Source organism: Polynucleobacter sp. JS-JIR-5-A7 (genome assembly GCF_018687935.1).
In the GTDB taxonomy this organism is placed as follows: Bacteria; Pseudomonadota; Gammaproteobacteria; order Burkholderiales; family Burkholderiaceae; genus Polynucleobacter.
In genome coordinates this window covers 1,124,481-1,137,374 of record NZ_CP061308.1, presented here as the reverse complement: position 1 = coordinate 1,137,374, position 12,894 = coordinate 1,124,481, and the positions used below count along the sequence as shown (strand labels likewise).

The window sequence follows — 12,894 nt, the reverse complement described above, 5'->3', positions numbered from 1 at the left end:
GCTAGTGTTAAATCATTAAAAAAACGAATGTACGACAAATTGCGCATGAAGATTGAAAAAAATACTATCGTATCCCTTCGATATAAATTAACCGATGCTCAAAATAATGTCATCGAGGAGCCAGATGCTCCGATGGTATACCTGCACGGTGGCTATGAAGGCACTTTCCCCAAAATTGAATCGATGTTGGACGGTCAAGACATTGGCTATGAAGCCACTATTCAATTAGAGCCTAATGAGGCTTTTGGCGAATATGACCCAGAGCTACTGAAGATAGAACCACGTACGCGCTTCCCAGAGCCATTAGAAGTAGGCATGCAATTTGAAGGCGTTCCAGATTCTGATGCAGATGAAGAGTCTGAAGATATCTCTGCATCTGCTGATGATGCAGACGAAACTGACGATGAACCTTTGATCTATACCGTGACTGATGTGGCTGATAACCAAGTTGTTCTAGATGGTAATCATCCCCTGGCAGGGATGGCTCTTCGCTTCTGGGTGCAGGTAGAGGATGTGCGCGCAGCGACTGATGATGAAATTCAAAATCGCTATCCCGAAGGAAGTGAGAACTTCACCTTTGGTATGCCCAATGAGGACGCAGATGAGGAAGATTTTCTTGAGAAAGCGCTGAGCTTAAAAACTCAGGCACCTCGCACCTTGCATTAATCCGCAAGATAGAACATTACTCTTTAAGCCATTCCTTGATGGCATCCAGATCGCGCTTGGTATCGCTGTTGGCAGGAGAATCTGTCGGAAGATTGCTTAACTTGGCGAGCGCCTTTTCAAGCTGAGCAATTTTGGCCTCTTGTTCGATCGTGGCATCAATTAAACCCTTGAGCGCCATCGATACTGGGTCGTCTACATTGGGCGTGACACCATAAGCAGAAAAATACTCTTTCGTTTTGCTATCTGCGCTTTGAGGCAGATCAGGATGCAAGATGCGTGCAGGGATGCCCACTGCAGTAGCTCCTGGAGGAATTTCTTTTAAGACGACGGCGTTTGATCCAACGCGTGCACCATCGCCCACAGTAAATCCACCGAGTACTTTTGCACCAGCACTCACAACTACACCTTTACCCAGGGTGGGGTGACGTTTCACCCCTTTATAGAGAGAGGTGCCACCTAAAGTCACGCCTTGATAAATGGTGCAGTCATCACCAATTTCTGTAGTCTCGCCAATCACAATGCCAAGACCATGATCTAAAAAGACGCGACGACCAATCTTGGCGCCCGGATGAATTTCAATGCCGGTGATAAAACGTGACAGCATCGATAGAACCCGTGCAATCCACTTCAGACCTAGGTTCCATAAAAAATGAGAGATACGGTGCAGCCAAACTGCATGTAAGCCTTGATAGCAGGTGATCACCTCGAGACGGTTTCTTGCAGCAGGGTCTCGGAGGATGATGGAGTCGACTTGGTCGAAGAGTGAATTAAACATGGCTAGATTTTAACGGGGCTGGCTTATTTTCTCAGGAGCATCTGTTTGGCAATTCCGCGTAAGAGATCGATTTCTTCCTGATGGAGGCGGCTACGAGCAAATAAGGCCTCCAAGCGGGGCATCAGCTTCTTAGGATTGGCAGGATCAAGATAGCCAATAGCCTCTAGGCCCTGACGCCAATGCTCCAACATAGCAGCCACCGCAGCTGGATCAGCATAGTCCGACAAATCCCGACTATTGCTTGAGTCCTGCGAGATGCCTGCTAAAAACGCTTCTCTCAGCGTGTAGGCGCAGACCATCAGCGCTTGCGCAAGATTTAAGGATGGGTAATCGGGGTTGGCTTCCAACCAGACGCGATGAGTACATAAGGAAAGATAATGGTTTTCTAAACCCGTTCTTTCGGGACCAAAGACAAGAGCGACTTGCCCCTCATTGCGAACTGTTTCGGTAATCAGGCCTCGAGCGGTTTCCCAATCTATGGCGGGAGGGCCAAACTCACGTTCACGGCTAGTAAGACCCAGAACAAGTGAGCAACCCTGCACAGCGCTATCAAGAGAATCTGACTCTTGTGAAGATTCGAGTAGGTCAGCAGCGCCGCTAGCCAAGGCAATTGCCTCAGCCTGATTAGCAATACCTGGAATTTTTGGCTTAATCAGATGAAGATCTTGAAAGCCCATGGTTTTCAGGGCTCTTGCTGCCGAACCCACATTGCCAGGGTGGCTTGTTTCTACGAGAACCCAGCGTATCAGGTGGGCTTGGTCGATTTCCATGAGTTTCTTAGCTGTTTAGTCAGGAGGAGGGTAAATTGCAAATCGTTTAGAATCAGCGTATTAGCTTCGTATTGTCGTGCAGTTTTGGCAATGTGACAGGCTCGTTCTTATTTAATTTGTCCATCAATACTATGCATCCCATGTTAAATGTGGCCGTAAAGGCTGCCCGTCGTGCTGGAACCGTGATTAATCGCGCCTCTCTCAATTTAGAGCGCCTCCAAGTCGATCGTAAACAGCACAATGACTTTGTAACTGAGGTGGACAAGGCCGCAGAAGCGGCCATCATCGAAACCCTGAGCGAGGCCTATCCAACACATGGATTTTTGGCTGAAGAGACGGGTGAACACAATGCCGATGCAGAGAACGTATGGATCATTGATCCATTGGATGGCACAACTAACTTCATTCACGGCTTTCCGCAGTATGCGGTGTCAATTGCTTTAGCAGTCAATGGCGTAATTCAACAGGCTGTTGTCTACGATCCAACTCGCGATGAACTATTTACTGCAACTCGAGGAGCGGGCGCTTATTTGGATCGCCGGCGTTTACGGGTTGGTGCACAAGATCGTTTAGCGAATTCTTTGATTGGCACTGGCTTTCCCTATCGAGAAGATCAAGACCTCGAAAAATATCTCAACATATTTGCAGAGATGTCTCGTCAGTGCGCAGGCTTACGTCGTCCTGGTGCAGCTTCATTAGATTTAGCTTATGTTGCTGCGGGTCGTTACGATGGTTTCTTTGAGAGTGATCTCAAGCCTTGGGATATGGCTGCAGGCGCTCTGTTGATTACTGAAGCCGGTGGCTTGATTGGTAATTACCGCGGTGAAGAGGGATTTTTAAAGAGCGGCGAAGTGATGGCTGCAAATCCACGTATCTACGCGCAAATGGTGCAAACGCTTTCTAAATATTCTGCTTCTTAAGATTTAATCAAGTCAATAGCGCGCACGCCTTGAGCATTAATCATGAGTGCACTCGCTCTTGGGCGAGCACCTTCCGGATGATCTAAGTCCCAATCAGACAAAACCCAGCGTTGCCAAGATTGTTCGCCTAATTGCTCTTGATGATGAGCGGGTAAATGGGTGTGTCCATGTATCAGCTTATCGCCTGAATGACTGCGTAGTATTGCGGCACAAGCTTCTTGAGTGACATTCGTTTTCATCTGATTCTTCTGATGGGAAGCTCTCGCATTGCGTTGATATTGCGCATGACTATTACCCCGTAAATGATTCGCAACGGAACGGCGCCAGGCCAAGGGGAGACAGAGGAATCCTTTTTGCAACCAAGGTTTTCTAGTCCAGTTACGAAATATCTGATAGCCCACATCTGCGGTACATAGAGCATCCCCATGTGAGAGCAGGTATTTTTGACCGGCAAGTTCCACCAGCGAGGGATCTGATAATGCAGTCATGCCAGTTTTTTTCAAGAAGGCAGGACCCACTAGAAAGTCACGGTTGCCATGAATGTAATACGTTTTGGTTTTGGCAGAAAGATTCGCGAGGGCGCGTTTTACTTCTTGTTGAAAGGGCGAATGCGCTGAAGCATCATCGCCAATCCAGTATTCAAAAAGATCGCCCAGAATAAAAACAGCTTCTACCTGAGAAGCATCTTTTTCACAAAAGTCAAAAAAGCGTTGAGCCGTCAAAGGCATTGACGGCGTCAAGTGTAGATCTGAGATGAGCAGTGCGCTCGCGTATTGCGAGATCATTCCTCGAGAACAGAGGCTTTCTCAATCACAACATCTTCTGCTGGCACATCTTGATGAAAGCCAGTATTACCAGTCTTCACTTTGCGAATCGTATCAACTACATCCATACCCTCAGTGACTTTGCCAAAGACAGCATAACCCCAGCCTTGCGCATTTTGAGCGGTATGGTTTAGAAATTCATTGTCATTCACGTTGATGAAAAACTGCGCAGTAGCTGAATGTGGATCGCTCGTGCGAGCCATCGCAACGGTACCAAGTTCATTCTTGAGACCATTATTAGCCTCATTCTCAATTTCTGCACCAGTCGGCTTTTGCTTCATGCCAGCAGTCATGCCGCCACCCTGAATCATGAAGTTATTAATCACCCGATGAAAAATTGTGCCATCGTAGTGACCGCTCTTTACATAATGCAAAAAATTTGCAACGCTTATGGGTGCTTTAGCTGCGTCAAGAGTGAGGGTGATATCGCCCTGATTGGTTTTAAGGAGAATCTTCGCCATTGTTTTATTTACTTTCTGGAGAGTTAGTGGATGGGTTGCTTGAAGAAGAGTTGGGGTTTGCAGAACCCCTGGTCTGAGGTTTTAATAAATTGAGTAGATATTTAGCGCGATTGGCATACAGACGCTGATTAAGTTGAGTATTGGCGGCAGCATCTTCGTAAGCCTTAGCACCCAAGCGCACATAGACTTCACCTAAGTTCGCTGCAGCAGTGCTGTAACTAGGACGCAGCTTCAGTGCGAGCTCTAAATAGTCGCGTGCTTCAATCCATTTATCTTGATTCGCGACGATCGCTGCAAGATTGTTATAGGGCTCTGGCAGCTCTGGAAATTGTTGAGTAATTTCAATTAAGGTTTTCTTGGCCCCATCAAAATCACGCAGCTCAAGTTGCAAGCGGGCCTTGATATAGCGTAGTTGGACATTACGAGGAGTCTTTTTGAGGCGAGTATTAATTAAATCTATCGCATCTTGATACTTTCTCGCCTTCACTAATTTTTCTATATCCGATGGCACTGCATTTTTAGTCACCGGATCTGGCTCAATAATCAAGAAAGATAAAAAAGGCACACCAACGGTTTCAGAGAGCTCTGGATTTAATGGATCGTATGGAGCATCCGTGGAGAGTCTGGGAGGATCACTGGGCCCATAGCCGCCCAGGTAGGCTTGAGTTTTAGCTTGTGGAGAAGTTGCTTCTTGCCTATTGACGGCGGCGATTTCAGCATTTGCCTGTTGTTGGGCAGGGGTACTGCACCCAGTCAGTAATAAAAAGCTCAGGGCAATAGCAATTGCTAGAAAAGTGGTGACGATCGGTGCTTTGAGGGTTGCAAACATAAGGGAAGGGGTGAAAAACTGGCTCATTCGATATACTCAGCGCTCAGTCTAACAAATTGGCGCTACTTGCCTCACCTTTATAGCCCTATGCTGCAAATCTATAACACCCTAAGCCGCTCTAAACAGGTTTTTAAGCCCATCGAACCGGGTAAGGTGAAGATCTATGTCTGCGGCATGACGGTCTATGATTTTTGCCATATTGGTCACGCCAGGGTCATGATCGTCTTTGATATGGTTGTTCGCTGGCTCAGAGCCAGTGGCTACCAGGTTCTCTATGTTCGCAATATCACCGATATTGATGACAAAATCATTAAGCGTGCTCTAGAAAATGGCGAGCCGATTACAAGCTTAACCAATCGCTTCATTGCTGCCATGCATTCTGACTCTGATGAGTTAGGTTTAATGCATCCAGATCAGGAGCCGCGTGCTACGGATTACATCAAACAAATGCAAGGCATGATCGGCAAGCTCATTGAAAATGAATTGGCGTATCAAGCAGAAGACGGCGATGTCAATTTTGCAGTTCGTTTACTGCCCCGTTACGGTCAGCTGTCTGGAAAATCTCTCGATGAACTCAATGCAGGTGAGCGCGTTGCAGTAGGAGGAGGTAAACGCGATCCATTGGATTTTGTGTTGTGGAAGAGCGCCAAGCCAGAAGAGCCTGCGGATACCCGTTGGAAATCCCCTTGGGGCGAGGGCCGACCAGGTTGGCATATCGAGTGCTCAGCCATGTCATGCGACTTACTTGGCGAACACTTTGATATTCATGGTGGTGGCGCTGATTTGCAGTTTCCGCATCATGAAAATGAAATCGCCCAAAGCGAAGGGGCTTTGTACGGGCAAAATCGAAAAGAGGATGATGCCCCTTTTGTGAACTATTGGATGCATAACGGTCATATTCGAGTGAACCAAGAGAAGATGTCTAAGTCTTTGGGTAACTTCTTCTTAATCCGTGATGTCTTAAAAAGTTTTGATCCCGAAGTCTTGCGATTCTTCATGCTGAAAGCCCATTACCGCAGCCCCATCAATTACAGTGATGCGCAATTAGAAGAGGCGCGTGCTGGCTTGGTGCGCTTATATACCGCCATAGCACAGGTACCCAGCCTAGTAAACGTCGCGCTTGATCCCAATAACTCCTGGTCAAAGCGCTTTGCCGAAGCCATGAATGACGACTTCAATACATCAGATGCGATTGCGGTATTGTTTGATTTGGCAAGTGAAGTCAATCGAGCGCAAGGCTATGAAAGACAGACGCTCGCAAGCACTCTTAAATCTTTAGGTGGAGTATTGAATTTCTTGCAACGCGATCCAACCGCATTCCTGCAATCGGGCACTAAAGACGAAGGCGGCTTCAGTCCGGAGCAAATCGAAGAACAAATTGCTGCTCGGGTTGCGGCTAAGCAAGCAAAAGATTTTGCTAAAGCCGACCTTATTCGTAAAACTTTATTAGAACAGGGCGTTGTCTTGGAAGATAAGCCTGGCGGTCTCACAGAATGGCGGAGGGCTTAATGGCGCCTGTTAAAGAGGAGTCAATCCTGAAAGAGGTTGCGCCTGATTATTGGGAGCAGGCTTGTCGTGAACTGATGAAGCATGATCGCATTATGAAGAAATTGATTCCCAAATATGGATCTGGTTTTTTAGTCACTCGGGGCGATGCATTTACAACGCTTGCTCGCGCGATTGTTGGACAACAAATCTCCGTAGCTGCTGCCCAAGCAGTGTGGGATAGGGTGCTTATCGCTAGCAAGAAAAAAGTGAACCCAAAAAATATCTTGGCGCTCACGGTAGAGGATTTAAGGACAGCTGGCTTATCAGGTCGTAAGGTCGAGTACATCCGCGACTTGGCCGATCACTTTGACTCTGGTCGTCTCCATGCCAATCAGTGGAAAGATATGGAAGATGAGAGCGTGATTAAAGAATTGAGCGCAATTCGGGGAATTGGACGCTGGACCGCAGAAATGTTCCTGATTTTTAATCTGGTTCGCCCTAATATTCTGCCGCTAGATGATGTTGGCCTCATTAAGGCAATTTCCCTCAATTACTTCAGTGGTGAGCCTGTTAGCCGCCATGAGGCAAGGGAAGTGGCGGCTAATTGGGCCCCATGGCGTACGGTTGCTACCTGGTATATGTGGAGAAGTATCGATCCCATCCCGGTTGAATATTAAAATCAGACTATGAAAACGACTTTCCTAGATTTTGAGCAGCAAATCGCCGAATTAGAGTCAAAGATTGAAGAGCTGCGTTTTGTGCAAGATGAATCATCGGTAGATATCTCCGATGAGATCAAAACGCTTTCTGAAAAAAGCCTGCAACTCACCAAGGATGTTTATGCCAACTTAACGCCTTGGCAGGTATCGCAAGTTGCGCGTCACCCACAACGTCCGTACACCTTGGATTATGTCGATGCCTTATTCACTGACTTTCATGAACTCCACGGTGATCGTACGTTTGCAGACGACCAATCGATCATTGGCGGTCTAGCGCGTTTTGATCATCAGCCGTGCATGGTGATTGGTCATCAAAAAGGTCGCGATACTAAAGAGCGTGCCTTGCGTAATTTCGGTATGAGTCGCCCTGAGGGGTATCGCAAAGCCATGCGCCTTATGCGCCTTGCAGAAAAGTTTGGTATTCCTGTATTTACTTTCGTAGATACACCAGGTGCATTCCCCGGCATCGATGCAGAGGAGCGCAACCAATCTGAAGCGATTGGTCGTAACCTCTATGTGCAAGCTGAGCTTGAAGTACCGATCATCGCTACGATCATTGGTGAAGGTGGTTCGGGCGGCGCTCTGGCAATTGCCATGGGTGATGTTGTCTTGATGTTGCAGAACTCTACTTATTCTGTCATTTCTCCAGAAGGATGTGCCTCTATTCTTTGGAAGACTGCTGATAAAGCCTCTGAGGCTGCTGAACAGTTGGGCTTAACTGCGCAACGCTTGAAAGCCCTGGGCTTAATCGACAAGATTGTGGCTGAGCCAGTTGGTGGGGCTCATCGGGATTACGATGTCATGATGAGTAACATGAGCAAAGCCCTTGCCGAATCGATCAAAACTTTTGATGGCATGAAGGCAGACGCATTACTTGAACGTCGTCATGCGCGTCTGATGAGTTATGGCAAGTTCAAGGAAATCACAGCCAAGTCTTAAGTCTACAAATCGAATTGCGGTCGCCTTAAGTGGTGGCCTCGATTCGGTTGTATTACTCGACACCGTTTGCAAAGCGCAAGCAAAAAATAAAAATACCGAAATTTTTGTTTTCCATATTCATCATGGTTTACAAAAACCTGCCGATGACTGGCTTATCTTTTGTGAGAAGCTCGCTCAGAAATACAAAGTTCATTTTGACTTTCGCTTACTTCATCTAAGTCAAGAAGAAGGCAATATCGAAGCTAGAGCAAGAGCAGGGCGTTATGAGGCTCTAGCGGATCTCTGTGAAGAATATGGCATTGAAGATTTACTGCTAGCGCATCATCTGAACGATCAGGCAGAAACTGTTTTGTTGCAACTCTTACGGGGTGCCGGGGTGGCTGGTCTATCGGGCATGCCCGCTATTAGGGAGATCAAGGTAGGCAGCAATACTGTCACCCTCTGGCGTCCACTGCTGAATCAAAGTAGAGCGGAATTAGAAACCTACGCTAAAGAAAATAAGCTTCAATGGATAGAAGATCCTAGTAATCAAAATCGTCAATTCAGACGTAACGCGATTCGCAAAGATATCATTCCAAGGCTGCTAAAGATTCAGCCTGAAGCGATTATGAATTTGGCACGCAGTGCAAATCTACTGAGTGATGCACAAACATTGTTAGATCGCCTAGCAATTCAAGATAGCAAAGATATTCTTTTAAAAGACTCCCTGAAAACAAAACCACTGTTGAGTTTGGCTAAGTTAGATCAAGCGGCAGCAAACAATATTCTGCGCTATTGGCTAAGGCTGAATGAATTAGCTATGCCATCCCAAGAGCGGCTTGACGCTTGGTGGCGTGATCTGCGTTCAGTGAAAAGTAATGCTCAGCTTGAGTGGGCTCATGATGGCAAAGCCATTCGGCTGTGGCGCGATCAATTGCAAGTGTCTAGCCCTAGCTCAGGGCTGTGGGTTTTTAAACCCATTGCATCTAGAAGTAAAAATCTGGGCTTGCCGGCTGCCTGGGTAAAAAGTGCTCAAAAAGAAGGGCGTATTCATACCAAAACCAGGTCGGGTTCTGAAAAGCTACAAATTAAACCCAATGCTCCGCGAAAAACCTTGAAAAATCTCTTCCAGGAAGGCGACATACCACCTTGGCAACGCAATGCGCCTCTGCTGTATATTGACAATCAACTGATTGCGGTTGCTGGCGTAGGCGTTAGTCATCCACACTTAGTAGATTCTGGATCACGCGTTTTGCCCGAGTGGCAAGAGAAGGCTTTGTAGGTTCAAAACGCTGTAAAATAAGCCCTTTTTAGATCCTCGGGTAGTTATCTCCCGCTTACAGAGAATTGAATAGACGGTTTTATGGCTCTTATCGTTCATAAATACGGTGGCACCTCAATGGGCTCGGTTGAGCGCATTGCGAATGTCGCTAAACGCGTTGCCAAATGGATGCGTGCTGGCCACCAGGTGGTCGTAGTACCTTCGGCCATGTCAGGTGAAACCAATCGCTTGCTCGGTTTAGCAAAAGAAATTAATCCTGAAGCAAATCCCCGCGAGTTGGATCAAATTGCCTCAACGGGTGAGCAGGTCAGCTCTGGTTTGCTTGCCTTAGCGTTGATGCGCGAAGGTATTGATGCAGTGAGCTACGCTGGTTGGCAAGTTACTGTGCATACGGATTCTGCTTTTACCAAAGCCCGCATTAAGAGCATTGATGATAAAAAGATTCTGAATGATCTCAATACAGGTCGTGCAGTAGTGGTCACTGGATTCCAGGGGGTGGATTCAGAAGGAAATATCACTACTTTAGGTCGCGGTGGTTCTGATACTTCCGCGGTAGCGATGGCTGCTGCACTCAAAGCCGATGAGTGCTTGATCTATACCGACGTCGATGGCGTATACACCACTGACCCACGCGTCTGTGAGGATGCGCGTCGCTTGGATAAGATTACCTTCGAAGAGATGCTAGAAATGGCTAGCCTCGGTTCTAAGGTATTGCAAATTCGTTCAGTCGAGTTTGCCGGTAAGTACAAAGTTAAAACCCGTGTTCTGTCATCGTTGACAGATCCATTGATGCCCTTAGACCAAGAGATGAAGTCGGGCACCTTGATTACATTTGAAGAGGACAGCACTATGGAAGCCGCAGTTATTTCCGGCATCGCCTTTGCGCGTGATGAAGCGAAGATTACCGTGTTAGGAGTTCCTGATCGTCCAGGTATCGCCTATCAAATTCTGGGTCCAATCGCTGATGCAAATATTGATGTGGACATCATCATTCAAAATCAATCTGTAGATGGTAAGACTGACTTCACCTTCACAGTTCCAAGAGCTGATTATCAGAAGGCTTTGGATATTTTGAAGAACACAGTTCAAGCACATATCGAAGCAAAAGAAATCTCAGGTGATCCTAAGGTTTCCAAAGTTTCAGTTGTGGGCGTTGGCATGCGTTCCCATGTAGGCATCGCTAGCAAAATGTTCCGCACCTTGTCAGAAGAGGGCATCAATATCTTGATGATCTCCACAAGTGAAATCAAAATTTCAGTAGTGATTGACGAGAAGTACATGGAGCTAGCAGTACGCGCCTTGCATAAGGCATTTGAGCTCGACCAGAAGTAAACCAATCAAAAGGGCATTAAAGCCCCTCAGAAGCGGTTATCCGTTAAACTGTGTGGCGTTGTGGTATCAAAAGAGCTGTAAAAAGTACGGAGACGTGGCCGAGCTGGTCGAAGGCACTCCCCTGCTAAGGGAGCATCGGGGCTAAAACTCTGATCGGAGGTTCGAATCCTCTCGTCTCCGCCAGTACTTTTCAAATAAACCCAGTAAATTCAATGAGTTACTGGGTTTTTTGTTTTCATTAATTCCTTAAATTATCACAAATCCAACAGTTTTTTACAAATTATGTTGCTTCGCACCAAATAAATGTTGCAACACAACAAAATATTTCTTACAATGGTGCATCGCAACAAGTTATACAACCATCTACTAAAAAAAGGATTAACCATGTTCCAGAATCAATTAAACGATCAAATCGCTCAAGCTCAAGCTAAAGCTGTTGAAAACGCTAAACATTTGGCACAAGTTGCTGTTGAAAGTGCGCAAGAATTAGCAGAAATCAACCAAGCTGCTGCTAAAGATGCATTAGCTGCTGCACAAGATACAAGCTCACAATTGTTGGCAATCAAGGATCCACAACAATTGGCTAAATTAGCTCAACCTGAAACTGCTCAAGAAGCTGTTAAGTATGCAACTGCATATCAAGCTAAAGTTAGCAAAGTTGTTCGTAACGGTAACAAAGAAGTTGCTCAAGTGATTGACGCTTCAATCGATGATGCACGTGACGATATGGTTAACTTTGTTAAAGAAGCTACTAAGACAGCTCCTGCTGGTTCTGAGGCATTTGTTGCTGCATTCAAAACTGCATTTGAAGCTTCAGTTCAACAGTTTGACCAAGTTCGCGCAACTGCAACTGATGCATTCGCAAGCTTTGAGAAAAGTGTTGACGCTGCATTGGCTAACATTCAAGGTCAATACGCTGTAGCTAAGCCAGCTGCAAAAGCACGTAAAGCTGCTTAATTCGTAGACTTACTTGCTTCAATAAAAAACCGCCTTCGGGCGGTTTTTTATTTCTCTGCAATAAGCTGCAAAGCTATATGCAGCAATGCATAGCAGGCTCTAATAGTTGATACCGTCAACCGCTTTTAGGTAGCCTTTTAAATATTGCGGTGGAACATATATCACCGTACTGATACCAGCCTTTGAGGAGAGGGTCAGTTGAAAACCGTCCTTCACGCGCTCCTTTAAAAAAGCATCAGTCAGATTAATCGACACTAATTCCTTGAAGATGCATCCTCTGGCCTCACACAGACCAGCCTCTTTAGAGATCGCCTTAAAAGTGGTAACTGGTCCATTGAGCAGGGTTGCAGAATCGTAATTGCGCATTTGTGTGAAATAGGTCAAGTGAACCTGGAGTTCATAGGACTTCACTCCTTGCTGGGTTTTCTCGCTACGCAAGTTAAACATTTCATAGGTATTGAATTCATCCATCGTATTGATCGATGGCCCTACATAGGTCTTTCCACCAGAGGTATTAGGGGTGACTATCGTAGATTGATAGACATCATTGACCTCCCAAGCACTAATCTTTTTATCGTTATTGGCACAGGCGATTAGCCCACAGCTGATTGCTAGTAATAATGCAAAACGGTACATATTTAGCTCCTTAGATCCCCAAATCATACTATCGTCTGCCAGCTTCCCTGACCATTCTCTTCAAATCAGGTTGAAGACCTTCGTTTTATCAACTTCAGCGTTTTAGTTCAAAACCTAGGGTTTGTCATGATTAATTTACTACACTTCACAACTTCACAACTTATGAAGTTGTGTTATAGTTTGATGACTGGGAGAGGAAATGAAGAGACAAATACCGAAAACACATCAAGCCTTGGAGTGGATAGGGAAGGGCATGAGCGCAGCTCAGGCCGCTCGAAAGATGGAGATTTCAGAGTCCAGTGTGTATGCCGCCCTCA

14 protein-coding genes and 1 tRNA gene are annotated in these 12,894 nt (G+C 46.2%); 9 read left to right on the top strand and 6 right to left on the bottom strand.

Annotation, left to right across the window (positions count from 1 at the left end):
• The first annotated feature begins 45 nt into the window (after positions 1 to 45).
• Positions 46 to 666: a peptidylprolyl isomerase gene (locus AOC29_RS05885; protein WP_215297397.1), complete on the top strand. Its 621-nt coding sequence runs from the start codon at positions 46 to 48 to the stop codon at positions 664 to 666.
• Between the two features lie 16 nt (positions 667 to 682).
• Here AOC29_RS05885 and cysE read toward each other — a convergent pair whose 3' ends face one another.
• Both cysE and AOC29_RS05875 read right to left on the bottom strand, forming a co-directional pair.
• Positions 683 to 1,441, bottom strand: coding sequence for a serine O-acetyltransferase (gene cysE, locus AOC29_RS05880; protein WP_215294706.1), 759 nt, complete (start codon positions 1,439 to 1,441; stop codon positions 683 to 685).
• Positions 1,442 to 1,464: 23 nt separating this feature from the next.
• On the bottom strand, positions 1,465 to 2,211 hold the full coding sequence (locus AOC29_RS05875) for an RNA methyltransferase (RefSeq protein WP_215294704.1): 747 nt from the start codon (positions 2,209 to 2,211) through the stop codon (positions 1,465 to 1,467).
• Positions 2,212 to 2,342: 131 nt separating this feature from the next.
• Between AOC29_RS05875 and AOC29_RS05870 the strand changes: the two genes are divergently transcribed.
• Positions 2,343 to 3,131: an inositol monophosphatase family protein gene (locus AOC29_RS05870; RefSeq protein ID WP_215294702.1), complete on the top strand. Its 789-nt coding sequence runs from the start codon at positions 2,343 to 2,345 to the stop codon at positions 3,129 to 3,131.
• On the opposite strand, the gene AOC29_RS05865 is transcribed toward AOC29_RS05870, so the two are convergent.
• Genes AOC29_RS05865 through AOC29_RS05855 form a run of 3 tightly spaced genes read right to left on the bottom strand, consistent with a single transcriptional unit; the run spans position 3,128 to position 5,272 of the window.
• Positions 3,128 to 3,916 carry a UDP-2,3-diacylglucosamine diphosphatase gene (locus tag AOC29_RS05865; RefSeq protein WP_215294700.1) on the bottom strand — a complete coding sequence of 263 codons (789 nt, stop codon included), beginning with the start codon at positions 3,914 to 3,916 and terminating at the stop codon, positions 3,128 to 3,130. The genes AOC29_RS05870 and AOC29_RS05865 overlap by 4 nt on opposite strands.
• The gene (locus tag AOC29_RS05860; protein WP_215294698.1) at positions 3,913 to 4,416 is read right to left on the bottom strand and encodes a peptidylprolyl isomerase; all 504 of its coding nucleotides are present in this window, start codon (positions 4,414 to 4,416) and stop codon (positions 3,913 to 3,915) included. Before AOC29_RS05860 ends, AOC29_RS05865 begins: the two co-directional genes overlap by 4 nt.
• Positions 4,417 to 4,420: 4 nt before the next feature.
• Positions 4,421 to 5,272, bottom strand: a complete 852-nt coding sequence (locus tag AOC29_RS05855) for a tetratricopeptide repeat protein (RefSeq protein WP_251369931.1) — start codon at positions 5,270 to 5,272, stop codon at positions 4,421 to 4,423.
• A 60-nt stretch (positions 5,273 to 5,332) separates the two neighbouring features.
• On the opposite strand from AOC29_RS05855, the gene cysS reads away from it, so the two are divergent.
• The 7 genes from cysS to AOC29_RS05820 all read left to right on the top strand — a co-directional run bounded on the left by cysS (position 5,333) and on the right by AOC29_RS05820 (position 11,941).
• Positions 5,333 to 6,754, top strand: a complete 1,422-nt coding sequence (gene cysS / locus AOC29_RS05850) for a cysteine--tRNA ligase (protein ID WP_215294696.1) — start codon at positions 5,333 to 5,335, stop codon at positions 6,752 to 6,754.
• Positions 6,754 to 7,410 carry a DNA-3-methyladenine glycosylase gene (locus AOC29_RS05845; RefSeq protein ID WP_215294694.1) on the top strand — a complete coding sequence of 219 codons (657 nt, stop codon included), beginning with the start codon at positions 6,754 to 6,756 and terminating at the stop codon, positions 7,408 to 7,410. The genes cysS and AOC29_RS05845 overlap by 1 nt, the downstream gene beginning before the upstream one ends.
• Positions 7,411 to 7,419: 9 nt before the next feature.
• Positions 7,420 to 8,391 carry an acetyl-CoA carboxylase carboxyltransferase subunit alpha gene (locus AOC29_RS05840; RefSeq protein ID WP_215294693.1) on the top strand — a complete coding sequence of 324 codons (972 nt, stop codon included), beginning with the start codon at positions 7,420 to 7,422 and terminating at the stop codon, positions 8,389 to 8,391.
• Complete coding sequence (gene tilS / locus AOC29_RS05835; RefSeq protein ID WP_215294691.1) at positions 8,357 to 9,652, top strand: tRNA lysidine(34) synthetase TilS; 1,296 nt, start codon at positions 8,357 to 8,359, stop codon at positions 9,650 to 9,652. Before AOC29_RS05840 ends, tilS begins: the two co-directional genes overlap by 35 nt.
• 81 nt (positions 9,653 to 9,733) lie before the next feature.
• The gene (locus AOC29_RS05830; RefSeq protein ID WP_215294689.1) at positions 9,734 to 10,984 is read left to right on the top strand and encodes an aspartate kinase; all 1,251 of its coding nucleotides are present in this window, start codon (positions 9,734 to 9,736) and stop codon (positions 10,982 to 10,984) included.
• An 88-nt stretch (positions 10,985 to 11,072) separates the two neighbouring features.
• Positions 11,073 to 11,167 (top strand) — tRNA-Ser (locus tag AOC29_RS05825).
• 201 nt (positions 11,168 to 11,368) lie between these two features.
• A complete protein-coding gene (locus AOC29_RS05820) occupies positions 11,369 to 11,941 on the top strand; it encodes a phasin family protein (RefSeq protein ID WP_215294687.1) in 573 nt (190 codons plus the stop codon).
• Between the two features lie 99 nt (positions 11,942 to 12,040).
• Here the strand turns inward: AOC29_RS05820 and AOC29_RS05815 are convergent, their stop codons facing one another.
• Positions 12,041 to 12,577, bottom strand: a complete 537-nt coding sequence (locus AOC29_RS05815) for a hypothetical protein (RefSeq protein WP_215294686.1) — start codon at positions 12,575 to 12,577, stop codon at positions 12,041 to 12,043.
• Between the last annotated feature and the right edge of the window lie 317 nt (positions 12,578 to 12,894).

Coding starts and splice junctions, on each gene's coding strand:
- AOC29_RS05885 (WP_215297397.1), top strand. CDS start 46: ATGAAGATTGAAAAAAATACTATCGTATCCCTTCGATATAAATTAACC.
- cysE (WP_215294706.1), bottom strand. CDS start 1,441: ATGTTTAATTCACTCTTCGACCAAGTCGACTCCATCATCCTCCGAGAC.
- AOC29_RS05875 (WP_215294704.1), bottom strand. CDS start 2,211: ATGGAAATCGACCAAGCCCACCTGATACGCTGGGTTCTCGTAGAAACA.
- AOC29_RS05870 (WP_215294702.1), top strand. CDS start 2,343: ATGCATCCCATGTTAAATGTGGCCGTAAAGGCTGCCCGTCGTGCTGGA.
- AOC29_RS05865 (WP_215294700.1), bottom strand. CDS start 3,916: ATGATCTCGCAATACGCGAGCGCACTGCTCATCTCAGATCTACACTTG.
- AOC29_RS05860 (WP_215294698.1), bottom strand. CDS start 4,416: ATGGCGAAGATTCTCCTTAAAACCAATCAGGGCGATATCACCCTCACT.
- AOC29_RS05855 (WP_251369931.1), bottom strand. CDS start 5,272: ATGAGCCAGTTTTTCACCCCTTCCCTTATGTTTGCAACCCTCAAAGCA.
- cysS (WP_215294696.1), top strand. CDS start 5,333: ATGCTGCAAATCTATAACACCCTAAGCCGCTCTAAACAGGTTTTTAAG.
- AOC29_RS05845 (WP_215294694.1), top strand. CDS start 6,754: ATGGCGCCTGTTAAAGAGGAGTCAATCCTGAAAGAGGTTGCGCCTGAT.
- AOC29_RS05840 (WP_215294693.1), top strand. CDS start 7,420: ATGAAAACGACTTTCCTAGATTTTGAGCAGCAAATCGCCGAATTAGAG.
- tilS (WP_215294691.1), top strand. CDS start 8,357: ATGGCAAGTTCAAGGAAATCACAGCCAAGTCTTAAGTCTACAAATCGA.
- AOC29_RS05830 (WP_215294689.1), top strand. CDS start 9,734: ATGGCTCTTATCGTTCATAAATACGGTGGCACCTCAATGGGCTCGGTT.
- AOC29_RS05820 (WP_215294687.1), top strand. CDS start 11,369: ATGTTCCAGAATCAATTAAACGATCAAATCGCTCAAGCTCAAGCTAAA.
- AOC29_RS05815 (WP_215294686.1), bottom strand. CDS start 12,577: ATGTACCGTTTTGCATTATTACTAGCAATCAGCTGTGGGCTAATCGCC.